Source organism: Acetobacteroides hydrogenigenes, from assembly GCF_004340205.1.
In the GTDB taxonomy this organism is placed as follows: Bacteria; Bacteroidota; Bacteroidia; order Bacteroidales; family ZOR0009; genus Acetobacteroides; species Acetobacteroides hydrogenigenes.
Window position 1 is genome coordinate 182,047 of record NZ_SLWB01000004.1, and the last position, 23,948, is coordinate 205,994.

Annotated in this window: 24 protein-coding genes; 10 read left to right on the forward strand and 14 right to left on the reverse strand. The window is 48.3% G+C overall.

Annotation, left to right across the window (positions count from 1 at the left end):
* Nucleotides 1-30 precede the first annotated feature (30 nt).
* From prfA to CLV25_RS06200, 3 genes are all read left to right on the forward strand, one after another.
* Nucleotides 31-1,119: a peptide chain release factor 1 gene (gene prfA, locus CLV25_RS06190; protein ID WP_131838764.1), complete on the forward strand. Its 1,089-nt coding sequence runs from the start codon at nt 31-33 to the stop codon at nt 1,117-1,119.
* Nucleotides 1,120-1,176: 57 nt separating this feature from the next.
* The gene (pyrF, locus tag CLV25_RS06195; protein WP_131838765.1) at nt 1,177-2,007 is read left to right on the forward strand and encodes an orotidine-5'-phosphate decarboxylase; all 831 of its coding nucleotides are present in this window, start codon (nt 1,177-1,179) and stop codon (nt 2,005-2,007) included.
* A gap of 106 nt (nt 2,008-2,113) precedes the next feature.
* Nucleotides 2,114-2,419 carry a nitrous oxide-stimulated promoter family protein gene (locus CLV25_RS06200; protein ID WP_131838766.1) on the forward strand — a complete coding sequence of 102 codons (306 nt, stop codon included), beginning with the start codon at nt 2,114-2,116 and terminating at the stop codon, nt 2,417-2,419.
* A 27-nt stretch (nt 2,420-2,446) separates the two neighbouring features.
* Here the strand turns inward: CLV25_RS06200 and CLV25_RS15920 are convergent, their stop codons facing one another.
* The 7 genes from CLV25_RS15920 to CLV25_RS06230 form a co-directional block, all read right to left on the reverse strand.
* Nucleotides 2,447-2,611, reverse strand: coding sequence for a hypothetical protein (locus CLV25_RS15920; protein WP_165877010.1), 165 nt, complete (start codon nt 2,609-2,611; stop codon nt 2,447-2,449).
* Nucleotides 2,612-2,893: 282 nt separating this feature from the next.
* Nucleotides 2,894-4,267 (reverse strand): dipeptidase, encoded by a 1,374-nt coding sequence (locus tag CLV25_RS06205; RefSeq protein ID WP_131838767.1) that lies wholly within the window; start codon nt 4,265-4,267, stop codon nt 2,894-2,896.
* 108 nt (nt 4,268-4,375) lie between these two features.
* Entirely contained in the window at nt 4,376-4,960 is a 585-nt protein-coding gene (locus CLV25_RS06210; RefSeq protein ID WP_131838768.1) for a DUF3109 family protein, read from the reverse strand.
* 153 nt (nt 4,961-5,113) lie between these two features.
* Nucleotides 5,114-5,947 carry an AmmeMemoRadiSam system protein B gene (amrB, locus tag CLV25_RS06215; protein WP_131838769.1) on the reverse strand — a complete coding sequence of 278 codons (834 nt, stop codon included), beginning with the start codon at nt 5,945-5,947 and terminating at the stop codon, nt 5,114-5,116.
* Nucleotides 5,948-5,968: 21 nt separating this feature from the next.
* Nucleotides 5,969-6,970 (reverse strand): AmmeMemoRadiSam system radical SAM enzyme, encoded by a 1,002-nt coding sequence (gene amrS, locus CLV25_RS06220; protein WP_131838770.1) that lies wholly within the window; start codon nt 6,968-6,970, stop codon nt 5,969-5,971.
* A 114-nt stretch (nt 6,971-7,084) separates the two neighbouring features.
* Nucleotides 7,085-7,597 (reverse strand): AmmeMemoRadiSam system protein A, encoded by a 513-nt coding sequence (amrA, locus tag CLV25_RS06225; RefSeq protein WP_131838771.1) that lies wholly within the window; start codon nt 7,595-7,597, stop codon nt 7,085-7,087.
* A 93-nt stretch (nt 7,598-7,690) separates the two neighbouring features.
* Nucleotides 7,691-8,344, reverse strand: a complete 654-nt coding sequence (locus CLV25_RS06230) for a lactate utilization protein (protein ID WP_131838772.1) — start codon at nt 8,342-8,344, stop codon at nt 7,691-7,693.
* Nucleotides 8,345-8,469: 125 nt separating this feature from the next.
* Between CLV25_RS06230 and CLV25_RS06235 the strand changes: the two genes are divergently transcribed.
* Nucleotides 8,470-9,471 carry a hypothetical protein gene (locus CLV25_RS06235; protein ID WP_131838773.1) on the forward strand — a complete coding sequence of 334 codons (1,002 nt, stop codon included), beginning with the start codon at nt 8,470-8,472 and terminating at the stop codon, nt 9,469-9,471.
* Between the two features lie 77 nt (nt 9,472-9,548).
* Here CLV25_RS06235 and CLV25_RS06240 read toward each other — a convergent pair whose 3' ends face one another.
* Entirely contained in the window at nt 9,549-10,727 is a 1,179-nt protein-coding gene (locus CLV25_RS06240; RefSeq protein ID WP_131838774.1) for an AIR synthase related protein, read from the reverse strand.
* Nucleotides 10,728-10,937: 210 nt separating this feature from the next.
* Here CLV25_RS06240 and CLV25_RS06245 point away from each other — a divergent pair, with 210 nt between their 5' ends.
* Nucleotides 10,938-11,603 (forward strand): NAD(P)H-binding protein, encoded by a 666-nt coding sequence (locus CLV25_RS06245; protein ID WP_131838775.1) that lies wholly within the window; start codon nt 10,938-10,940, stop codon nt 11,601-11,603.
* Between the two features lie 388 nt (nt 11,604-11,991).
* On the forward strand, nt 11,992-13,536 hold the full coding sequence (locus CLV25_RS06250) for an arylsulfatase (protein ID WP_243649602.1): 1,545 nt from the start codon (nt 11,992-11,994) through the stop codon (nt 13,534-13,536).
* 118 nt (nt 13,537-13,654) lie between these two features.
* Here CLV25_RS06250 and CLV25_RS06255 read toward each other — a convergent pair whose 3' ends face one another.
* From CLV25_RS06255 to CLV25_RS06265, 3 genes are all read right to left on the reverse strand, one after another.
* A complete protein-coding gene (locus tag CLV25_RS06255) occupies nt 13,655-14,431 on the reverse strand; it encodes an ABC transporter permease (protein ID WP_131838776.1) in 777 nt (258 codons plus the stop codon).
* Between the two features lie 3 nt (nt 14,432-14,434).
* Entirely contained in the window at nt 14,435-15,055 is a 621-nt protein-coding gene (locus tag CLV25_RS06260; protein ID WP_131838777.1) for an ATP-binding cassette domain-containing protein, read from the reverse strand.
* A gap of 191 nt (nt 15,056-15,246) precedes the next feature.
* Nucleotides 15,247-15,924, reverse strand: coding sequence for a CAP domain-containing protein (locus tag CLV25_RS06265; RefSeq protein ID WP_165877011.1), 678 nt, complete (start codon nt 15,922-15,924; stop codon nt 15,247-15,249).
* Between the two features lie 186 nt (nt 15,925-16,110).
* On the opposite strand from CLV25_RS06265, the gene CLV25_RS06270 reads away from it, so the two are divergent.
* Nucleotides 16,111-17,244 (forward strand): glycosyltransferase family 4 protein, encoded by a 1,134-nt coding sequence (locus CLV25_RS06270; protein WP_131838779.1) that lies wholly within the window; start codon nt 16,111-16,113, stop codon nt 17,242-17,244.
* Between the two features lie 22 nt (nt 17,245-17,266).
* Here CLV25_RS06270 and CLV25_RS06275 read toward each other — a convergent pair whose 3' ends face one another.
* Both CLV25_RS06275 and CLV25_RS06280 read right to left on the reverse strand, forming a co-directional pair.
* A complete protein-coding gene (locus CLV25_RS06275; RefSeq protein WP_131838780.1) occupies nt 17,267-17,995 on the reverse strand; it encodes a glycosyltransferase family 2 protein in 729 nt (242 codons plus the stop codon).
* Between the two features lie 137 nt (nt 17,996-18,132).
* Nucleotides 18,133-19,170: a glycosyltransferase family 10 domain-containing protein gene (locus CLV25_RS06280; RefSeq protein ID WP_131838781.1), complete on the reverse strand. Its 1,038-nt coding sequence runs from the start codon at nt 19,168-19,170 to the stop codon at nt 18,133-18,135.
* Nucleotides 19,171-19,455: 285 nt separating this feature from the next.
* Between CLV25_RS06280 and CLV25_RS06285 the strand changes: the two genes are divergently transcribed.
* Both CLV25_RS06285 and gpmI read left to right on the forward strand, forming a co-directional pair.
* The gene (locus tag CLV25_RS06285) at nt 19,456-20,529 is read left to right on the forward strand and encodes a CDP-glycerol glycerophosphotransferase family protein (protein ID WP_131838782.1); all 1,074 of its coding nucleotides are present in this window, start codon (nt 19,456-19,458) and stop codon (nt 20,527-20,529) included.
* Nucleotides 20,530-20,742: 213 nt separating this feature from the next.
* Complete coding sequence (gene gpmI / locus CLV25_RS06290; RefSeq protein WP_131838783.1) at nt 20,743-22,260, forward strand: 2,3-bisphosphoglycerate-independent phosphoglycerate mutase; 1,518 nt, start codon at nt 20,743-20,745, stop codon at nt 22,258-22,260.
* 455 nt (nt 22,261-22,715) lie between these two features.
* On the opposite strand, the gene tnpA is transcribed toward gpmI, so the two are convergent.
* Nucleotides 22,716-23,162, reverse strand: a complete 447-nt coding sequence (gene tnpA, locus CLV25_RS06295; RefSeq protein WP_131838784.1) for an IS200/IS605 family transposase — start codon at nt 23,160-23,162, stop codon at nt 22,716-22,718.
* A gap of 485 nt (nt 23,163-23,647) precedes the next feature.
* On the opposite strand from tnpA, the gene CLV25_RS06300 reads away from it, so the two are divergent.
* Complete coding sequence (locus CLV25_RS06300; protein WP_131838785.1) at nt 23,648-23,914, forward strand: hypothetical protein; 267 nt, start codon at nt 23,648-23,650, stop codon at nt 23,912-23,914.
* The last annotated feature ends 34 nt before the right edge of the window (nt 23,915-23,948 follow it).

The following is a 23,948-nucleotide window of genomic DNA, read 5'->3' on the forward strand; positions in this document are numbered from 1 at the left end:
TTGCAACCAATTTTAGAAGGATTCAACACTATGTCAGAGAACTCATTCTTAAGCAAATTAGAGTTTTTCAAGATTAAGTTCGAGGAAGTTGGTCAGCAGATCACCGACCCGGATGTAATCGCCGATATGAAAAAGTACGTGGCCCTGAACAAGGAGTACCGCGAGCTAGAACCCATTGTAGCAGCATACGAACGATATAAAATTGTTGTTAGCAACCTTGCCTTTTCGAAGGACGTTCTTGCCAACGAAAAGGACGAGGAGATGCGCGACATGGCCAAGATGGAAATCGACGAGCTCGAAACCGAAAAGGTTGAACTTGAGGAAAACATCAAGTTCATGCTTATCCCTGCCGATCCACAGGACGAGAAGAACGCCATCCTCGAAATCCGTGGTGGTACCGGTGGCGACGAGGCAGCCATCTTTGCCGGCGACCTCTTCCGCATGTACTCGAAGTACTTCGAAAAGAAGGGCTGGCGTACCGAGGTTACCAGCTTCTCCGAGGGTACTGCAGGCGGCTACAAAGAAATCGTAATCAAGGTATCGGGCGATAAGGTGTATGGAACGCTGAAGTACGAATCGGGCGTGCACCGCGTACAGCGCGTACCCCAAACCGAAACCCAAGGACGCGTACACACATCGGCTGCAACCGTAGCCGTGCTACCCGAAGCCGACGAGTTCGACGTACAGATCAGCATGAACGACATCCGCAAGGACACCTACTGTTCGTCGGGTCCTGGAGGTCAGTCGGTGAACACCACCTACTCGGCCGTGCGCCTTACCCACATCCCTACCGGAATTGTGGTACAGTGCCAGGACGAAAAGTCGCAGATCAAGAACTTCGACAAGGCGCTCAACGAGCTTCGTACTCGTATCTACAACATGGAGTACCAAAAGCACATGGATGCCATTTCGAAGCAGCGTAAGACAATGGTATCTACCGGCGACCGCTCGGCCAAGATCCGCACCTACAACTACCCACAGGGCCGTATCACCGATCATCGTATCAACTACACCGTGTACAACCTTCCGGTGTTTATGGATGGCGACATTCAGGACCTGATCGACAAGCTACAGTTTGCCGAAAATTCGGAACGTTTGAAGGAAACAGAATTGAGCTAGCATACTCTAAAGAGCGGGTTATTGCCCGCTCTTTCTATATCAAATACCACAACCAACATGAACGCACAGCAGCTATTCGAACAGATTCAGGCCAAGCGCAGCTTCCTCTGCGTGGGGCTCGACAGCGATATCACCAAGATACCTCAACATCTTCTCAGCACAGAAGATCCCATCTTCGAGTTCAACAAGGCGATTGTTGATGCTACCGCCGAGTACGCCGTAAGCTACAAGCCAAACTTGGCCTTCTACGAGTCGCTGGGCGTTGCCGGTTGGATTAGCCTGCATAAAACCGTTAGGTACATCCGCGAGCGCTACCCCTCGCAGTTTATCATTGCCGATGCCAAGCGCGGCGATATCGGCAACACCTCCGAGATGTACGCCAAGGCGTTCTTCGAGGGGTTCGACTTCGACGCGGTAACCCTTGCCCCCTACATGGGCAGCGACACCGTTACCCCATTTCTGAAGTACGAGGGCAAGTGGAGCATCATCCTAGCGCTTACCTCCAACAAGTCGGCCGCCGACTTCCAGCTGCTGGAGGATGCCGCCAACGGCAAAAAGATTTACGAGGATGTGATTACCACATCTGCACAGTGGGGAACTACAGACAACACGATGTACGTTGTTGGCGCCACCAAGGCCGAGATGCTGGGCGATGTTCGCCAGCTGATCCCTAACCACTTCCTGCTAGTACCAGGAGTAGGCGCTCAGGGTGGAAGCCTTAGCGAGGTAGCTAAGCATGGGATGAACAGCCAATGCGGCCTGCTGGTGAACAGCTCGCGCGCCATCATCTACGCCGACACCACCGAGAACTTTGCCGCAGCAGCAGCCAAAGCCGCCCGCGAGGTGCGCGACGAGATGGACATCCTGCTAAAGGAAAAAGGGTTGTAGAAGAAAAGACTCTAGATGTTAGATTTTAGATATTAGACAATCCATATAAAACCTGACAGGTCTTCAAGACCTGTCAGGTTTTATTAATCACCAGCAAACTTCCCCCATGAACCTCCTCCGCGAAAAGCGCACCATCGCCGTAATGATAGGCCTATACTGCCGCCACCACCACGGCAAGGGCGAAACGCTGTGCACCAGCTGCACCTCGCTCCTCGAGTACGCCACCCGCCGAATCGACAGCTGCAAGTTCGGCCCCCACAAGCCCGTATGCGCCAAGTGCACCATTCATTGCTATAAATCAGACATGCGCCAGCAGGTACGCCAGGTGATGCGATTCTCAGGTCCTCGCATGCTCTACCGATCGCCCTACCTTGCCATCTGCCACATCATCGATAGCTGGCGGAAGCGGTAGCCTCGCACACAGCCCCACCAAATATCCTCAACCATCACCGCTGATTGATGTGGCATCAAGCTTTATTTCTGTGGCACCGACTTTCAATTCTGTGGCATCAATTTTCATTTCAGAGGCTTCAAATTCTATTTCGGGGGCGCTAATTTTCATTTCGGTAAGAACAAGCTTTATTTCTGTGGCGCTGACTTTCATTTCTGCAAGTTCAAGCTTTATTTCTGTGGAGTTAACTTACATTTCTGTGGCACCAACTTACACTTCGGGGGTGACACATTCAATTGATGTGGCATCAAACCCCATTTCGGGGGCGTCATGTTTCGTTTCTGTGGCACCGACTTACACATCGGCAACCAAAAGCAGCATCACCACGCAACCGGATCACCTCGCAGCAGCGCCTAATCCAATAGCGGCATCGCCAGAACGCAAAAAGGGTCGTCCAGCTGTGGACGACCCTTTACTTTGTATGGTGTAGGAAGCTTACTTCTTCATCTCCTCGTTGTAGTGGCCGTAGAAGTGCGTGTTGGCCTCGATTCCCTTAAAGAAGCGGTTGAGCGAGAAGCTCTCGTTGGGCGAGTGAACGCGGTCGGACTCGTGCCCATACCCCATTAGGATGGACTTAATGCCTAGCACCTTCTCGAATACAGCCACAATAGGGATACTTCCACCACTACGGAGTGGAATTGGCTGATCGCCGAACACATCGACACATGCCTTTGAAGCTGCACGGTAGCCGGGATGCTCGGATGGCGATACGTAAGGAGCACCACCGTGATGGGCAGTTACCTTTACCTTTACGCTCTTTGGCGCGATAGCCTCGAAGTGTGCCTTAAACAGGTCAGATATCTTATGATGCTCCTGGTTAGGCACCAGGCGCATGGAGATCTTTGCAAATGCCTTAGAAGGGGTTACCGTCTTAGAGCCCTCGCCGGTGTAGCCACCCCAAATACCGTTTACGTCGAGCGATGGACGTATACCGGTGCGCTCGTTGGTGCTGAAGCCTGCTTCGCCCTGCACCTCGTCGATGTCAAGGGCCTTCTTGTACTCATCCAGGTTGAAGGGTGCCCTGGCGAGCATGGCGCGATCTTCGGCCGATACCTCTAGAACATCGTCGTAGAAGCCTGGAATGGCGATGTGACCGTTATCGTCGATGCACGAGGCAATCATCTTAGCCAGTACGTTGATTGGGTTGGCCACCGCACCACCAAAGATGCCCGAGTGTAGGTCTTGGTTTGCACCGGTAACCTCAACCTCCATGTAGGCCAAGCCGCGGAGGCTTTGGGTAAGGGTTGGGGTATTCTCGCCAATCATGCTGGTATCCGAGATAAGGATTACGTCGGCAGCAACCAAATCCTTGTACTTCTTGCACCACTCCTCGAGATTTGGCGATCCGATCTCCTCCTCGCCCTCGATCATAAACTTCACGTTATTCTTCAGCTGGCCAGTTTTAACCAGGTATTCGAAAGCCTTGATCTGAGTAAACATCTGACCCTTGTCGTCGTTGGCACCGCGAGCCCAAATACGGCCATCGCGAATAACGGGCTCGAAAGGGTTGCTGTTCCATAGCTCTACGGGATCAACCGGCATTACGTCGTAGTGACCGTAGATTAGAACGGTTGGTGCAGTAGGATCAACGATCTTCTCGCCAAACACCACAGGGTTGCCCGACGATGGGATTACCTCTGCCCTATCGGCACCAGCCGAAAGAATTGAGTCCTTTATATACTCCGCCGTACGAACCATATCCGGCTTATGCTCAGCTTGCGATGAGATAGAAGGGATGCGAATCAACCCAAAAAGCTCGTCAAGGAAGCGCTCCTTGTTTTCTTCGATATACGTTTTGATGTTACTCATTGTATCAATTTTAAATTTGCCCTAAAATAAACAATCCCCGCAAATTTCGGGGATCGTTTTACAAATTATAATTAAAATCGTCGCCTTTAGCTACAAACACCAACTATTCTACTCGTTTTGGTTTTCTAATTCAAGCATTTTGGCTGCATCCTCTATTTTTTGGTAGAACTCCTCGCCAAAACGGCGGATGAGCGGCTCCTTTAGAAACTTGTAAACGGGCAAACCAATGTTGCTTCCAAGAATACGGGCGGGCTTGCAGATATCCCATACGTCGTAGTTTACGCCGATAAGACCGTTGGAGAACTCCTTAATTCGAATTGGGTAGAGGTAGCACGAGATGGGCTTCTGAAAAACGGTCTTTCCCTCCCGGTATGCCTTCTCGATGGCGCAAAGGGTAACGCCATCCTCCACGTAGGTGTAGGCGCACTCGCCCTTGTTGATAAGCGGAGTTGTCCACTCGCCATCGCTATCCTTTACCACAACCGCCTGCGCTTCTACAGCTGCAATGCCCTGTGGTGTCATGTAGGGTTTCCAACTGGGGTACTCGCTCTCCATCACATCCATCTCATCCTCGTTAACAGGGGCTCCCGAATCGCCGCTCACGCAGCATTCGCCCTTACATTTGGACAGGTCGCAGCAAAACTGTTTTTCGAAGATGTTAAGGCTGAATATAACGTTGTCGATTTGAATCATGCTCGCAAAATTTCGTCAAAGATAGAATTTTTGAGTCGTTAGACGTTAGATATTAGACGTTAGACCACACCATACCCGCGTAGATTAGATTCTTTAACTTCTTTGACCTCAAAATTTAGTTTAATTCCAACAGAACTTACGATCCCCTCCACACTAGTGATACGCTAGCATCGAGACATAATCGACTACCTCGGCAGATGGATAAACCTCGCCGGAATGCCCGCGCTTAAGCACATCAACCTTTGCGCTTTGATCGACCATCTTGGCGAAGGCTAACAACGTCATTATCGGACCAAAACCGCAGATGGAGATATGCATGGTTCGCACACGATGCTCGAACTCGCCCAAGTCGAACTGCAGCAGCGGCTCTAGGGCCATGCTGTCGAGCTCGTACCCCACCTTCGAGTTCTTGAAATGGGTGAAGTCGGACGAGGCAATCAGCAGAATCCTTCGGTTAAGCTTATCGGCGGCGGCTTTGAGCTGTTCGGCCAGCGTACGGGCGTTGTGGTGATTCTGCTCGAGCATGTTTATGGTTAGCAGCTTAACCTTTCCATCCAAAAAATACTGGATAAAGGGAACGACAACCTCGGCCGAGTGCTCGTACCGTTGTGCCTCATCGTTAAAGGGAAGTCCCAACTCGCGAGCTAGCTCCATATCAACATCAATAAGCCCTAAGGGAGACTGCCACTGGGTATGGCTATCGAGCGACATCGGGCTGTTGCCCATGCCCGTATGGTTTGGCGATACCACCACCACCGTATCGAACACCTGCTGGCTTTCGCGAACAATCTCGAAGAAATGGACGGCCTGATGGGCGCAAAAAATGTGTCCGGCATGCGGAACAACCCCACCGATTAAGGCATAATCCTTTAACGAGTAGCATATCTCATCCTTTTGCATGGTCACCTCGATACCGAATAGCTTTTCGATATCAGCCCGCTTATCGGAGTAGAACCGACCTTCGGCATAGTTTGCTCTTACTGACATAGGGCTCGATTTTTATCTTTTCTACATAATCTGACTGCCACATCCGCTACATCGCCCATCGTTGGTTAGCCCAACCGGGTTGCCGTGCATACCATGGCGCTCCACCACAAGCTTACCGCACTTAGGGCAGTAGGTGTTATTATACTCTGCCATCCCTGTATTCCCTATATAAACGTTATTGAGGTGCTCCTTGGCAACCGCATAGAGTTCCAGCAGCGTCTTAAGAGGCGTAGCCGGAGTGTCGAGCATGTAGCTGGGATAGTACCTGTTTACATGGAGAACGGTATCAGGACCCAGTATCTCCGATATCCAGATAGCGACCTCGCGAAAGCGTGCCGGATTATCATTCTCGTAAGGAATAACAAGATAGGTAACCTCCAGATGCTTTCCGGCTCGAACAATTGCCTTGAGCGTATTCCGCACCGGCTCGATGGTACCGCCCAGCATCCTTTTGTAAAACGAATTCGAATACCCCTTTAGGTCGATATTGAAGGCATCCATCAGCGGTAATAGGTAGTCGAGCGGAATAGCCTCGATATAGCCGTTCGATACCATAACGTTTTTAAGTCCGGCTTCGCTAACGCGCTCGGCAATGTTGTACATGTACTCGAACCAAACCGTTGGTTCGTTATAGGTGTAGGCTACGCCAATATTCCCCTGTGCCACGGCTTCCTGGGCTTTTTGCAGGATAACCTGCGGTGGAATTACCGGAAACGACTCGGTCCATCCATTGCCCTTAACCTGAGCAATGCTGTAGTTCTGACAAAACAGGCAGCGGAAGTTACACCCAACGCTCCCTATCGAAAAGATGTACGATCCGGGATGGAAGTGGTATAGCGGCTTCTTTTCGATGGGATCGAGCGCCATGGCAGACACAACGCCATAGTTAAGGCTATAGAGCTTCCCCCCATCATTCTTGCGAACCTGGCATATCCCCTTCTTGCCATCGGAAATATGGCAGCGATGAGGACATAGGCCGCAGTGCACCTGACCATCGATTGTTGAGTAAAACTTGGCTTCCATATACTATTTGCGATATGCGATTTGAGATGTGAGATATGGGATGGTTAAGGATATCTCACTACTCACTACTCACTACTCACTACTCACTACTCACTACTCACTACTCACTACTCACTAATAATACCTATCCACCATAAATCGGTATAGCTTAACCTTTTCCTCGGGCAGAATACCTGCTTTCCTACGTACAATCCGGAGCTGCTCCTGTACGGAAGTAACCGAGGGGATGTTGGGCAGCAGCACTCCACGCTTGTACCCGCTCTCCATTATAACGCCATAGATGTCGGGATCGAGCTCATCTTCCGACTTTATGAGCTCGGGATTATGCAGGATATCCACGGATATCTCTAGATCATCCAGCTCTTCTTCGCTCAAGGGAGGAAACCGAGGATCTTTAAAGGCTGCCGAAATGGCGTTTGTTTTGATCTCCTCGTAAAGCGAAGATCTCCGGGGTTCGAGGGTTCCAATGCATCCGCGTAGCGAGCCATCGGAGGTATGCAACGATACAAAGCAGGCAGCCCGCCTTGCCAGCTCGTGCGATGGCGATGGCTCGGGGTCTTTCCCTCCAAATGCAGCTTCGAGGGTTTCCCTTGCCAGCTTAGCAAATACGGTTGATGGAGTCGACATAGCTACTTATATTTTACATTTACTCGCATAAGGTAGAGCAAGAGACCTCTACCATTTACAAGTTTTGATACGTATAAAAGCCCTACTAGGTTATTACAAACCCAAATCTTCGTCTACTAAAATCAGCTTTACGCGCTTTACCGGAAACGACTTCTCCATAATCAGCCACGAGTTGCAGATGCGATCGGGACTGGAGCAATCGTGGCAGGTTGCGGTTGTCTGGCAGGGCGTTTTAAAGTCGGTATGCTTGATGGCGTTAAGCGGCGCGGCGTAGCTGCGGATGCGGCTCATGGCCTCGTCGAGGTTGGGGGTTAACTTATTGCGGCCTACAACGATTACCACAGTTTTTGGGCCAAACGCCACGGGGGCAATGCGGTTGCCTATCATATCGAGCCACACCAGCTGCCCCTTAGCCGTCATGGCGTTTACCCCGGTCATAAACAGGTCGCACATCAGGGCCTCGCGGCGCAGGGCCATGCGCTCCTCGCGGGTTTTCTCCTTATCGAATCCGTTAATAAAGCGGATTCCTTCCATCGCCATCACGTCCTTCAATACCCCGGTTTTGCGCAGCGACATCGAATCGCCCATCGACACAACCTTGGGCTGCTCCTGCTCTATAATCTGTAGTATTTGTAGGCGTGCCTCATCCACCGTTTGGCAGATGGTTACGTCGAATCCGTTTTTTTCGAAGGCTTTTGCGGCGGTGCGCAGCTTGGTTCCCCAGAACTGCTCGAAGAAGTTTCCCATACCGGTTGTTCTAGTTTAAATCTAAGGCAAAAGTGACAATTTGTTGGAATAAAAGCATAAAATGAAGTCAAGTAAATTATATCGGCATAGGAATCCTACATTTGTGCCCTAACTTTATTAAAAAAATGAAACTTAAATTTTTTGCAATGCCAGTTCTTCTTGTTTTACTTCTCTGTACCGCTTACGCCCAAACCAACCAACCACTGCATGAAAGATGGAACAGCTACAAAAAATGTGAAACCGTCGAAGAGGCAAAACTCTTCATCGACAAGCGCAACTTTTCCTCCATCTACTCCTTCGTACAGCCGGAATCGGAGTTGATATCCAAGTTCGAACCCATAAAGGAAGATACCTTCGGGAATTCGGGAAGGCTCTTCCTTAAGATATATGAATTCCAAACCTGGATTGCCTTCAAAAAAATTGATGGTCGATGGGTTATGACGATGGACGAAAACGAGCTGCTTGAGCACCTCACCGCATCTTGGATAAAAACTGAGATTGGAGGGGTTATCTACGTAAGTAGCGCCCCCCTATCCCCCGAAGCGCTTAAAGAGGCAGAAACATTCGTCCGAAAAAATGATGAGCTACAAAAGCTCTTTGCCATTAATCTCCCAGACTTCCACTACTACTACGCCAAAGTGGGCGAAGAGGCCTCGAACATCGTTGGGGAAATGAACAAGGGCGCGGGAAAGGCTCGGTATCGGGCGATTAAATCCGTGGAGTGCGCCGACCACGTTCATGAACTTGTGCACATCTACGCCTTCGAATTCGGGAATGGCAATCCGTTCGTCGACGAAGGGGTTGCAACCACCTTTGGCAATAGCGACATGAGCCAAAGCCCCCAAAAGGCGGCTGAAGTTTTGGCATTGCTCAACGAGGGGGGCTACCAAAAATACCTCGACGGAGCGACCTTTTCGCGCGCCAACCTAGAGCGGAAAAGCGTGTACGCGTTGGCCCAGCTCACCATGACCTACTGGTACAAAAAATTCGGGATGGAAAAAGTAAAGCGGCTTCTCCAAGCCGAATGCGACGCCACCCTAGATATCAAAAAGTACATCGAGGATAATTTTGAGAAAGCCGATGAAACGAACAGCAACCTTGCGCAGTTCCTAAGAGCCAAGCTGTAGAAAGAAAAGCGCCAAGGCAATGCCTTGGCGCTACTTATTTTATTTTCATCAAGACGCGATGAATCGCGTCTCTACCACTATTTTTCGTAAACAAATTCGCCAGCTTCGCTGCGAACGGTAACCTTGGCGCCTTCGGGCGATGCCTCAACGCGACCGATCACCTGAGCCTTGATGCCAAACGATTCGCTAATTTCAATAACTGCCTGCGCATGCTCTGGTGCAACGTAGAACTCCATACGGTGGCCCATGTTGTACACCTTGTACATCTCCTTCCACTCGGTTCCCGAGCACTCCTTGATGTAACGGAAGAGCGGAGGAATTGGGAATAGGTTGTCCTTAATTACGTGCACGTCGTCTACAAAGTGGAGCACCTTGGTTTGTGCGCCACCCGAGCAGTGAACCATTCCGTGAACATCAGCACGCATCTTATCGAGCACCGTCTTAACTACAGGGGCGTAGGTACGGGTTGGCGATAGCACCAGCTTACCCATGGTCACACCAGTTTCGGGATCAACATCGGTAAGGTTATATTTTCCTGAGTAAACAAGATTTTCTGGTATTGCAGAGTCGTAGCTCTCTGGATACTTAGCAGCAAGATCGTGGGCAAACACGTCGTGACGGGCTGAGGTTAGGCCGTTGCTGCCCATACCGCCGTTGTACTCGCTCTCGTAGGTTGCCTGTCCGTACGACTCCAATCCAACAACCACATCGCCAGGGCGAATATTATCGTTGCTGATGATGTCGCTACGCTTAATGCGGGCAGTTACGGTGCTATCAACAATAATAGTACGAACAAGGTCGCCCACATCTGCCGTTTCGCCACCGGTAAGAAGGATATCAACCCCAACCTTACGCAGCTCCTGAAGGAAATCCTCGGTTCCGTTGATGATGGCGGCAATTACCTCGCCCGGTACCAGCTGCTTGTTACGGCCAATGGTGCTCGAGAGTAGAATATTATCGGTTACGCCCACGCAAAGCAGGTCGTCGATGTTCATTACAATGGCATCCTGCGCAATCCCACGCCAAACCGAAAGGTCGCCCGTCTCCTTCCAGTACATGTAGGCCAGCGACGATTTGGTTCCGGCACCGTCGGCGTGCATCACCACGCAGTACTCTGGATCGCCGGTAAGAATATCGGGAACTACCTTACAAAAAGCTTTTGGGAATAGGCCCTTGTCGAGATTTTTGATGGCGCTATGCACATCTTCCTTGGATGCGGATACGCCACGTTGGTCGTACCTCGAAGAGTTGGTCATCGGTTGTCGTATTTTTGAATTGCCTAGCAAAGATACAATTGAAACCGCAAACCGGAAACCCTCAACCTCTATCAATCCTTAAAACCATCTATTTAACGTTTATTAATCGCCCCGTTCCCGTTCGAAACCGCCATTTCGCGCAGGTTGCCTATCTTTACTTCCCATTTCTGGAGTAGTAATATAGAGCCGAAAAACAGCCGTAGCAGACGTATGGAAGGGAAAATCGCAATTGTAATTGGGGGCACGGGCCTTGTTGGAACATCGCTTTTAGAACAGCTGGTTGCCGATAGCAGGTACAGCGAAATTGTTGCCATAGGGCGAAGCAAGCCATCCGTCGAAAGCCCGAAGATCTCCTACGTCGAAAACGACCTGTCGGCACCTAAAACGGCCGCCGAGTTCCTCTTTGGCGACGACCTTTTCATCTGCATCGGAACCACCATCAAGAAGGCGCAGACCCAAGAGGCCTTCCGTTTTGTGGACTACACCATCCCCAAAAAGATCGCCAAATTTGCCCGCAAGAACGGAGTAAAGAGCATCGCCGCAGTGTCGTCGGTTGGGTCGCACCGCAAGTCGGGCAACTTCTACCTAAAGATGAAGGGGAAGATGGAGGAGGCCATCATTAGCGAAGCGTTTAAGCGCACCGTCATCCTTCGCCCGTCGCTGCTGCTGGGCGATCGCAAGGAGGTTCGCATAGCCGAAAGCATTGGCCGCAAGCTGGCGCCGCTTACCAACCTGTTCCTTTGGGGGCGTAAGATGCGCAAGTACCGCGCCGTAAAGGCCTCAGAGGTGGCCGCCGCCATGATCCACTACCTCAACCTCGATATTAAAGGAGTCGATATCATCCACTACGACCAGATAAAACGGGTAAAGCGATAGCGGCACCCGTTTCCCTAATTTAGAAAGGGCGCATTCGACCCTCCCTCCATGAAAATCTAAATTAGATTTGGCGGATTCGACCCTCCAATCTGCCAATCCTAAATTAGATTTATCCCATTCGACCCTCCGATTATAAATATCTAAATTAGATCTGGCTGATTTGACCCTCCAATCTGCCAATCCTAAATTAGATTTACCCCATTCGACCCTCCGATCTTAAAAATCTAAATTAGATGTGGCTGATTCGCCCCTCCGATCTCCGTCTCACGGCTTGTGAGAAGCATATTCGACCCTCCGATTTCCGCCTCACAGCCTGTGAAGGCAGAATATCCAAGGTCGACGTCATCTCACTTTTTTATACCTTTACCCCTACTTCTAAACATTCTCTATGGCTAAAGCCAAGGAGGCCACTTTTACTACTATGCGTTTAAACACCATCACAACGGGAGGGGCAACGCTGCTCACCCTATGTTCAGCATCGTTTCCGGCGCTGTGCCAGCACAAGCAGAAGGCGCAAAAGCCCAACATCATCCTTATAATGACCGACCAGCAGCGCTTCGATGCCGTTGGCTATGCCAATCCGGTGGTCATCACCCCAAACCTTGATGCGCTAGCGAAAGATGGCGTACGCTTCTGCAACGCCTACTCATCGACCCCCAGCTCGACACCTGCACGCGCAGGGCTGCTAACGGGACAATCGCCCTGGAGGCACGGCATGCTGGGATACGGACAGCAAGCCGTACGCTACCCCAACGAGATGCCCCAGCTGCTGCTTAATGCCGGATACCACACCGTTGGCGTGGGCAAGATGCACTGGCATCCGCAGCGCAACCCACGCGGATTCGAGGTGCTCCTGCTCGACGAGTCGGGCCGCGTAGAATCGCAGGGATTCCAAAGCGACTACCGCAAGTGGTTTGCGGAGCAGGCCCCAACGCTAAATCCTGATGCTACAGGTATTGGCTGGAACGATCATGCGGCAGGCGTTTACGCCCTGCCCGAGAATATCCATCCTACCTATTGGACAGGCCAAACCGCCATCGAGGAAATTAAAAAAACACCTAGCGACAAGCCTCTATTCATAAAGGTATCGTTTGCCCGTCCGCATAGCCCATACGATCCACCCAAGAGATTTTTGGACATGTATGCCAACGCAAAGATTCCGGCACCAGCAACCTGTGGATGGGATACCCTTTTCAAGGGTAGAACAGGTCCTGCCGATGCCGCCTTTGCCGACCTCGGCGATGCGTACGCCATCAACTCGCGCCGCCACTACTACGCCTCGGTTACGTTTATTGATGAGCAGATTGGACAGGTAATTCAAGCCCTAAAGGATAAGGGGATGTACGATAACTCCATTATCATCTTTACCTCCGACCATGGCGATATGATGGGCGACCACTACCACTGGCGCAAGACCTACGCCTACGAGGGATCGGCACACATTCCATTCCTGGTAAAGTATCCCAAGGGGATGAAGGCAACCGTAAAGCCGGGGAGCAAGATGGATATTCCGGTGGAGCTGCGCGACGTACTCCCCACCTTCCTTGATGCTGCCGGAGCGCCAATTCCCTCCGAGATGGATGGCGTTTCGCTACTAAACCCCATTCGCAGCAAAAAAGCGCCATGGCGCAAGTACATCGATTTAGAGCATACGACAACCTACGAGGCGGCTAACTACTGGGCAGCCCTAACCGATGGAAAGACGAAGTACATCTGGTTCTTCGATGGCCACGAGCAGCTCTTCGACCTAAAGAAAGACCCCTACGAGTGCAACAACCTTTCCGGTAAGCCTGCACACCAAAAGCAGCTGGCCATGTGGCGCGAACGCATGGTAGAGCACCTCAAGGAGCGTGGAGAGTCGTTTGTGAAGGATGGCAAGCTGCAGATTCGTACCAAGCCTCTGCTCTACTCGCCGAATTTTCCTAAGGAATAGAAGTTAAAAGAATAAGATGAAGTTAGACGAAGTTAAAGAAATATGAGGGGGTGCATACTATACGCTCTGCAATCTTCCTGTAACTTCATTTAACTTCTGAAATAACTCCCTCTAACTCCTACTTCTTCTTCATCATCCCAAACCCATCGAACACAAAGCGGTTGCAGATGAGGATGGATAGGATAACCGTCAGCAGCGTCGACACCATAATTGTAATCATAATCATGATCTGGTACTTGATGGCCACCATAGGATCCGAGCCGCCGAGTATCTGACCGGTCATCATCCCCGGAAGGGAGATAAGCCCCACCACCGCCGTAGTGGCTATGGTTGGGTTGAGCGACTTCTTCAGGGCATCGCGCATGAAACCGCCCAGCGCCTCGCCCCTTGTGGCCCCGTTGGCCAGCGCAAAGCGGTAGAGCGTTTGCTCGCGCGTAAGGCTGTGGTAGTAGGTGTTCAGCGCCACAATATCGTTGGAGAGGCAGTTGCCGATGAGCATCCCGGTTATTGGGATAAAGTAGCGGGCATCAAAAAGGAAATCGAGCCGAACCACCACGCCTAAAAAGTACAGATCGACCAGCAGCACGCTTACGGCAATGGCAATAAGCACCGGGATGAGGAATAGCTTACGGCTTAGCTCGCTGCGCTTAACAATCGTAAAGGCAGCAATAACCACCATCGCAACCACCCATAGAATATTTATCCAGGCGTTGTTCCACTTAAAGATGACTCCAAGGTAAGCCCCCACCATCAGCAGCTGAACGGTCATCCGTGCAATGGCGATAAGGGTGCTGCGCACCAGCCCCGTTTGGTAGTAGCGAAATGCCAGTAGCGGAATGATAATAAGGAGGTATCCCACCCCCAAGTCGATCCACGAAATATCTTGAACTCCCATACTCTACGCTTTTAGGTTGATAACCGTATCCATTGCGGCCAGCCACTCCTCGTCGTGCGAAGAGGCTATTACCGTTACCCCATCGAGCCTTTTTATAAGGTTGATTATGGCGGTGCGCGACTCGGCATCGAGCGCCGAGGTGGGCTCGTCGAGCAGTAGGATTTCCTTTTTCAGAAGGAGCACCGATGCCAGAGCTACCCGCTGCTTCTGCCCTCCCGAGATTTCGCTCAGCGACTTCTTTAGCAGAGATACGTCTAGCAATAGTTCGTCGAACAGCTTCTTTACCTCTGCTGATGACGGTTTCAGGTGGCGGTTAGCCTTAAAGGTAAAAGGATAGTAGAACAGTTCCTCTACCGTATCTATCTTAAGCGACAGCTCCTGCGGAAGCCACGATATTTGCTGGCGTATGGCGTTAATGTTTTGCTCGTTGAGGACGGCTCCGTTTACGGTAACATTTCCGGTAAAGGGATAAACAAAGCCCATAAGCAGGTTAAGGATGCTCGACTTGCCGCTTCCCGAAGGACCCGACAGGGCAACCTTATCACCCTTCCTAGCGATGAATGAAAGGTTCGATATCACCCGCTCGTCGCCGTAGCTAACCGAGAGGTTTTCGAATTGGATCATTTATAATAGATGTTAGATTTTAGACTTTAGATGTTAGATGCTAGCAGTTCGTTATCGCAATGCGTTCGTCTTGCTTCTTGTGTCTTGTGTCTTGACGCTACTTCTTTGACTTCTTTGACTTCTTTATTCTTCTTCCGTTTAACTACAGTATAACTTCCGTCTATTTCCGCTTAACTTCTTCTTTTGTGCCACTACTTCTTCTCCTCGTACCCACCAGCAAAGTTAATGGTGCACATATCCCTATACTTTGGATGAGTGCCAATGGCAACACCTGCCACCTTAAAAGCTCCGTTAAGAATGCTGCGTCTATGCCCCCTTGAAGGTACGCCATCGTCCACCAAAAGGCTAACCACAATGGCTTGGGCGTCCTTATTTCCGTAGTCGATATTCTCGCCACAGGTTACCAGCCATCGCCCGTAACGCTCCATACGCTTCCAAGGAGTAGAACCATCCTTGCCCGTGTGGCCTGTTTTCCCAGTTCGCGATTGATCCTTGGTATGATCTAGGGCTGCACGGCTCATCCCCTTCGATGGTAAAAGCATCCCCATAGGAGCAGTCCCCATCATCTCCTTTACGCATTCGTCGATGGCGGCGGTTCCCTCCTGGGTCATTATCCGCATGCTGTCGGAGTTGTAGTAAATGCGAGAATTCTCAGGATCGGTAAAACGCTTTTTCATGGGAAGGATAACCTCGAGAGCATAGCGCTTGGGATTACTGCGTGCCTTATTCATCTCAAAAATAACGGCACGCTCCTGTGCGCTTAGGTAATCAGCATCCTTTGCCGTATTCAACAAATCAGGCCACTGAGAATTTGCAACAATCGGAGAATAAAGTGCTAGCAAAAACAAGGCAGTTAGAATCTTTCTCATGGCACGCTGGTTTTGCGCCAAAAATAGGCTTATTAAAGTTAACAACTTGTCCAAACAACACATAAAAAAATTGAAAAAGGACGTAAAAGAATGCGTCTCCAAAAGAAACCCTTTATTAATACTATCTTTGACGACGCGTGATCTATCATTACTAAGGTTAACAGGGACTTATTATTACTAATCAACATGAGAATTGGCTTTGACGCAAAACGTCTATTTTGCAATCTTAGAGGGCTTGGAAATTACAGTAGGACACTTCTAAACAGCTTAAACAAGCATTTTCCAGAAAATGAGTACCACCTCTACACTCCCAGAATTAATAGGATTGAGCAAACTCAAGATTTTCTTGACCCCTACCGGTATGCTTTACACTTACCTACCTCTTCATTTCACTCTTATTGGAGATCCTTTTCAATTGTCGATCAACTTCGAAAAGATGGGATTGAAATCTATCATGGACTGAGCCATGAAATTCCGATTAACTTGCACAAAACATCGATAAAGAGCGTTGTTACCATGCACGATTTAATATTCAGGGCAAATACAAACGCTCATTCTTTCATAGATAGAAACCTCTACAACATAAAGTATAGGCATAGCTGCAAGCATGCGGATAGGATTGTTGCCATAAGCGAGAATACAAAAAATGACATCGTTCGATTCTATGGGATAAATCCAAATAAGATCGACGTTATCTACCAGCCCTGCAATTCCCTTTTTTACAATCCAAGAGGAGAAGAAGACAATATAAACGTTCTAAAAAAACTAGGAATTGATTTTGACTACTTTATGTTTGTGGGCAGCGCAGAACCTAACAAAAACTTAAAGCTTGTTGTTGAAGTTTATAGCACTCTTCCTTCCGATCTTAGGATTCCTATTTTAATTATTGGCCGCGGGAACAACTGCTACAAAAAAGAAGTGTTGGAGCAGATTGCCAAACATAAACTAGAGAAGTATTTCATCTGGATTTGCGACTTAAACGACAACCGGGATCTGCAATCGCTTTACCAAAAAAGCAAAGGGCTAATATTTCCATCTTTCTACGAAGGGTTTGGATTGCCTATTGTGGAAGCACTCCTTTGCCAAGCGCCTGTGATAGCTTCGAACACCTCGTCGCTTCCAGAAGCAGGAGGGCCTAACACGCTTTACGTAAACCCCTCTAACCCGAAAGAGCTAAGCGTTGCTATAGAAAGATTACTCTCTGACGATCAACTTGCAACTCGTATGAAACAAGAGGGATATCAATACGCCATAAACAACTTTTCGCACGAAAACTACGCAAAGCAGGTTTTGGCAACCTACAGGAAAACGCTCCAGTAAAAACTCTAAAAAAAAGAATGCGCTAGGATTTATTTCTTAGCGTATTCCATAAAACGACAAAATACAAGCGCATTAAGAATCCCACTTTCTTAGGCATGGTATCTTGTTCTTTTATGATTGCAATATTTTCTTTTAAACCTGCAATTCTTTGCGTATTAGAAATACCTCGAAGATCGTAAACTACCAATGCCTTGTCAATTTTATGGAAACCCTTATTCAGGTAGTAAAGGTGCTTAAAGAAGGAAAAGTCTGCTGACATTTTATACTTTTCATTAAACGGCAGCAGCCTCAACAGCTCTGTTTTAACAAAAGAACTCTGATGGCAAAAGTACATTCTTTGCTTATTACATGGATTTTCAGCCTGTCGAACCGCTAGTTGACCATTCCTCTCAATATAAATATTGCCATAGACAACATCGGCACTTGGGGTGTTTACAATCTCCCTTTCAACTGAGGAAAGTACTTGACTATCGGCAAACGTATCTCCACTATTCAAGAAGTTTATCCATAACCCGCTAGCCTTCCCACATCCTTTATTCATCGCATTGTATATGCCACCATCTTTCTCCGAACACCAGTAAGCAAGCTGTTCTTGATATTTCTTTATAATATCAACAGTTCCATCGGTAGAGCCGCCATCAATTATAATATACTCATAGTTGGTGCAATTCTGAGATATAACGCTTAAAATGGTCTTTTCTATTGTTTCAACACAATTATAGGAAACTGTTACGACGGTAAATAGTGGCATTTAAAATATTACGAATTAAGTGTAACCTAGTTAAATTCTAGCAAAGCCATAAGGCTATTGAAAAGAAGACTAGCGCTATTGGTACTGCTAACCGCGACACCTATATAAGCAAAAATATGCGGCATCGATGCAAATCATCAGGAGGGCTTCAGTATTGACTTTTTACGAAATAGCAATTTGAAGAACCTTTTGGCCACCAATAGATTTCGTTCTATAAAATAGAGATAAAAGTTATGCCAATCTAACACCGTAATAGACGGCTTGAGCGTTACCAAACTTTTAGGTCGGTTAGGATCGAGCTTATCGCAATAGGCCGTAATCTGGTTTATGAAATTGTAGTCATCCAGCACCATTTTTTTGCAATGCTCCAGCTCTCCTTGACTCTTCTCAAAGGTTTCGTTGTTAATTACCCCATCAATAATGGCAACGGCTTCCTCAAAATTGTAAATATCAATTTCCTTGTAAGCATTTTCGGGGAAGTAGTCCTTTAAGTTTTTACAGCCAAAGTATATTGGAAAAGTTCCGGTTAGGTAGCAATCGGAAATTTTCTCCGTCCAATAGAACTTAGAGGCCGAATTCTCTATGGCTATATGGTACTTGTATGGTGCCAGCACGTCCCATTTATCTTCAAAACCGTTGATTCCACGCCCAAATACATCCAGCTTATCGCCGTAATGGGCTTTCAGCTTTTCTACAAAATCAATTCTATCTTGATGCCCCTGAGTAAACGCCTTATTACTCGTTATTACCGAGATCAACTTAGTTTTTTCAGGGAAAGGACTTTCTTTCAGCTGATCGTAGGTTGGTAAATACGCGCCCTGCTGAGATTGCTTTCCAACATACCATGGAAGTATTGCAGGCGTATACTCGACATTTGCGTGTTCTAGCTCTTCTTGACAAGAAAGCACTAGCCCAAATTGATCGCGGTATCTTTTCGGATAGTTTACAACATTCTTAGGCTCCGACACTATAAGAATAGTATTCTCTTGGGCTATTTTACATGTTGTTTTCGATTTGACAGTCTTATTTCTGACCACCCAAAAATCGACATCAGTAGTATCGTCATCAACAAAAAACTGGTACTTCCCACACGAAGAAATTCCCTTGCCTCCTGGAGTCTGTCGAAGTATCCGATCTCTATTACCGTATCCTGAAGTTACCTTAACCTTATACATCGCTATAGATTAAAAACCATTTTGTAAGCCACAACACCCATCAAACGCTCGCTAATTTTAACACATCGTCATAAAACAACAGCCAAACCCAGCAATAGCCGTACCAATTTTGCATAGATATCGATGCAGCATTCTACCTGTAAACTATCGGATGGCAAAAATGTAAAGAAATTGCAGTAAATCAAAAAAAACATCAACATAGTAATAGAGAAACATATTATATAGCGCTAATTTTATGTTTTTAATCGCACTAACATAAAACAATCCTTTTAGAGCACTCTTAATATGATTGAAAAAAATACCCAACCTAAGAAGTACCTGCTTTTTGTTTCGCTACCCTATGCGTTTCCTGTTTTACGTCCAGTACAGGATGCCATAAGGCAACGAGAAAACTGCGAGGTAGCATGGTTTGTAGAAGAGCCATATGCCCACTACCTAAAAAATGATGAGCGAAGGCTGCGCTCCGTTGCTGAGGTAATGGACTACAATCCAATGGCTGTACTGGTTGTGGACAATAAGGTCTACGATTTTTTCCCGGGCATCAAGGTTCAACTGTTTCATGGTTTCAATATTCATAAGCGCATTAGCCCAAGCTACAACGATCACTTCAACATCCGAGGTCTCTTCGACTTGTACTGCACGCAAGGAGAGAATACGACACCAGAATTCGAGCGGCTATCCAACCTTAAAGGCCACTTTAAGGCTTACGAAACAGGTTGGCCTAAAATAGATGCGCTCTTCAAGGATTATCCAAATGAAGAGGTGGTGCTTAAGCCAAGTAGCCGCCCATGCATCCTGTACACCTCTACGTTTACAAAGGGGATCACATCAACGCCATACCTGTACGACGAAATAAAGAGGCTCATTACTTCTCGAGAATGGGATTGGCTCATCACCTTTCACCCAAAAATGGATAGGGAAACCGTTGAGAAGTATAAGCAGCTAGCCCAATACGACAACGTCATTTTTTACGAAGGCGACAACAACATTCCGCTACTAAAAAGAGCCGATGTTATGATTTGCGACAGCTCGTCCATTATCATCGAGTTTCAGATGCAGAATAAGCCTGTTGTAACGTTTAAGAATACCCATCCTGGCGACTACCTGATCGACATCGACGACCCTGCACTACTGGAGCAATCCATCGAAAAGGCGCTGAGCCCTTCTGAAGAATTGCTCAGAAGCATCAGAAAAAACTCCGATATTTTAAACCCTTACCGCGACGGCAAATCGTCGGAACGGGTACTTGATGCAATAGACTGGTTCTTGGAAAACCACTACGGCAAGCTTAAGCGCAAACCGCTAAACCTAGTACGCAAGCTACAGCTGCGATGGAAGCTTAAGTATTTCCACTTTTAGGTTATACCCTGTAAAACAACGTTTTTTTATAGTAAGAACGGTTGCAATCCACTGCTGCCGTTCTTTTCGTTTACGGCCATCCCATTTAACCTTATTAAACTAAAACAGCGTCAACCTTAGCAATGCGATGCTGTTTCTCAACATCAATAATCGAATTTTGTGGCTAAATTTGCGCGATTGCGCGAATTACATTACAGAAACTTACATACGCACATGGGAAAGAAAGTTCTCTTGATGATCCTCGATGGCTGGGGTCATGGAAAGCACGACAAGGCAGACGCCATCTTCAACGCCCAACCCGAGTTCATGAACAGCCTAGAGGCTAAGTACCCTAACGCCGAACTACGCACCAGCGGCGAAGACGTTGGATTGCCTGAAGGACAAATGGGCAACTCGGAGGTAGGTCACCTCAACATCGGTGCAGGACGCGTGGTTTACCAGGATTTGGTAAAGATCAACATCGCCTGCCGCGACAACAGCATCCTTCAAAACCCCGAAATCGTTAAGGCCTACAGCTACGCCAAGGAAAACGGCAAGCAGATTCACCTTATGGGCTTGGTTTCGGACGGTGGCGTTCACAGCTCGATGGACCACCTTTTCAAGCTAATCGAAATATCTAAAGAATACGGCATCGACAAAACCTTTGTACACGCCTTTATGGACGGTAGAGACACCGACCCAAAGAGCGGAAAGGGCTTTATCGAGGCACTAGAGGCTCACATCGCCAAGAACACCGGAGCACTGGCTACCATGATTGGTCGCTACTACGCAATGGACCGCGACAAGCGCTGGGAGCGCGTTAAGGAGTCGTACGACCTAATGGTACACGGCACCGGAACGCCCACCACCAACATGGTAGAGGCCGTTCAGCAGTCGTACGATGCTGGCGTTACCGACGAGTTCATCAAGCCAGCAGTTAAGGTTGATGCTGCCGGAAAGCCTGTAGCCACCATTCAGGAAGGCGACGTGGTTATCTTCTTCAACTTCCGTAACGACCGCGCTAAGGAGCTTACCATTGTTCTTACCCAAAAGGATATGCCAGAGGCAGGCATGAAGACTATCCCTCTTCACTACTGCACCATGACCCCCTACGATGCCACCTTCGAGGGAATGCACATCCTATTCGACAAGGATAACGTAACCAACACCCTTGGCGAAGTGGTTGCTAAGGCGGGCAAGAAGCAGATCCGTATTGCCGAAACCGAAAAGTACGCGCACGTTACCTTCTTCTTCAGCGGCGGACGCGAGAAGGAGTTCGAAAACGAGAGCCGTATCCTTATTCCATCTCCAAAGGTTGCCACCTACGACCTTCAGCCCGAGATGAGCGCCTTCGGCGTTAAGGATGCCATCGTGGCCGAGCTCAACAAGGGCGAGGTTGACTTTGTTGCCCTTAACTACGCCAACGGCGATATGGTGGGCCACACCGGCGATACAACCGCCATCACCAAGGCTATTAAGGCTGTTGACCAGTGCGTGAAGGAAACCGTAGAAGCAGCAGTTGCCAACGGCTACACCGTACTTATTACGGCCGACCACGGTAACGCCGACAACGCCGTTAACGAGGATGGCTCGCCAAACACCGCACACTCGTTGAACCCTGTTCCATTCATCGTAATCGACAAGGATATCAAGAGCGTGAAGAACGGTAAGCTGGCCGACATCGCCCCAACCATCCTTAAGCTGATGGACATCCCTGCGCCTGCCGAGATGACCGGCACTCCGCTAGTGTAGATTTTTTTTGACTACAACTACATAAAACCCGCGCCACCGTAACTGGGACGCGGGTTTTGCTTTTTATTTCGACATTCAACCGCTCCGCGGTTGGCATTTTCGGTCCCTCTTTCCCCCGAATTTCATTCGGGGCTATTCACGTTAAACCCTACGGGTTTTTCCTTCACCCAAAAAGGAAAGGAATAACCAAGAATCATCGGCATAATCGGGATTCTTATATTGAGTTCGAAAGGCTCAAAACTAACTAAAGGAATTCGGCACACTTCGTATTATATTCTTACGGGTTTTCTCTTCGATCCAGTGTATTCTCCTCTCTTTCGCTAAAAGCACCTTTCAGATAAGCAGCCTATCGATTCGCGGAAAAATCCCGCTAGGGATTAAATGTGAATAGCCCCGAATGAAATTCGGGGTACAATGGCGATGATGAAAAGCAACCGCGAAGCGGTTGAATAGCGTTAGTCAATATGTGCATCTTCGAACGAAACACCATAATCACGGAGCATTGAGAGAAACTCATCTCTACTCGAAACCTTTTGATGATGTTCCTCCTGACCTTTTACGTATTCAACTACGCGATCTTTATCCGAAAAGGCAAGGGTAAAGGCTCCATAGCCATCTTGCCAACCAACAAAATTAGGGAATAACCGCTCCCTTTTTATATAGTCGGTGCAGCCCAACTTGAGATCCTTTACCAAGTTGGAAACTGCTAATGAAGAATGAATAGACGTTAGAATATGGATGTGATCCTCAACTCCACCTATCCGGTATAGATGGCAATCCTTGTTTTTGAGCACTCCCCATATATATCGGTACAGCGATTCTCGCTGAGGCATCAGGAGGCATCTTGCCCTACCCTTGGTGCTGAAAACAATATGGTAGATAATTTGGGTGTATGTTTTCATAGCGATTGGCGTTAACGGCTAAGAATATTGGTTTACAGCAAACAAGTTAGCAAAAAAATAAAAGCCACGACATTCAACCGCTTCGCGGTTGGTACATTCGTCATCTCTTTTCCCAAAATTTCATTCGGGGCTATTCACGTTAAACCCTACGGGTTTTTCCTTCACCCAAAAAGGAAGGGAATAACCTAAAATCATCGGGATTCTTGTTTCCCATTATATATTGAATTCGAAAGGTTCAAGCCCAACTAAAGGAAACCCGGTAAACTTCGCACTAAATTCCTACAGGTTTCTCTTCGATCCAAAATAATCACGTCTCTTTTACTAAAAGCGCCTTTCAGGAAAAGCCCCCATTCAATTCGGAGCATAATCCCGCTAGGGATTAAATCTGAATAGCCCCGAAATCCCACCCAAAAACCTCAACCAAACCCGCCCCACCTACGTATAACCACCGTAAAGCACGATGTTTCCCTATAAAGCTCGAAGCTATGAAAGCACCAGACAAGCCAATGCGAATTGTTTACGACCTAGAGGGTAGGCCCTACTGCGTTCCCGAAAAGGCCGTAAGCCGAAAGGTACGAAGAGCCAAAGCAAAGCACCATCGCCATCACGACTGGGGCATGCTTCCACCTCCTCCTGCCCCACTATGGATGGGCCACGAGACTTCTGCTCCACTGCCACACTCCGAGCCTCACATCATACAGGCAACCCGCAAGGTGCCTCAGGTTCGGCATCGGGTTCGGCATGCCGGATAGGCGGTATAGAACAAGGTTTAACCCTATAAATAAG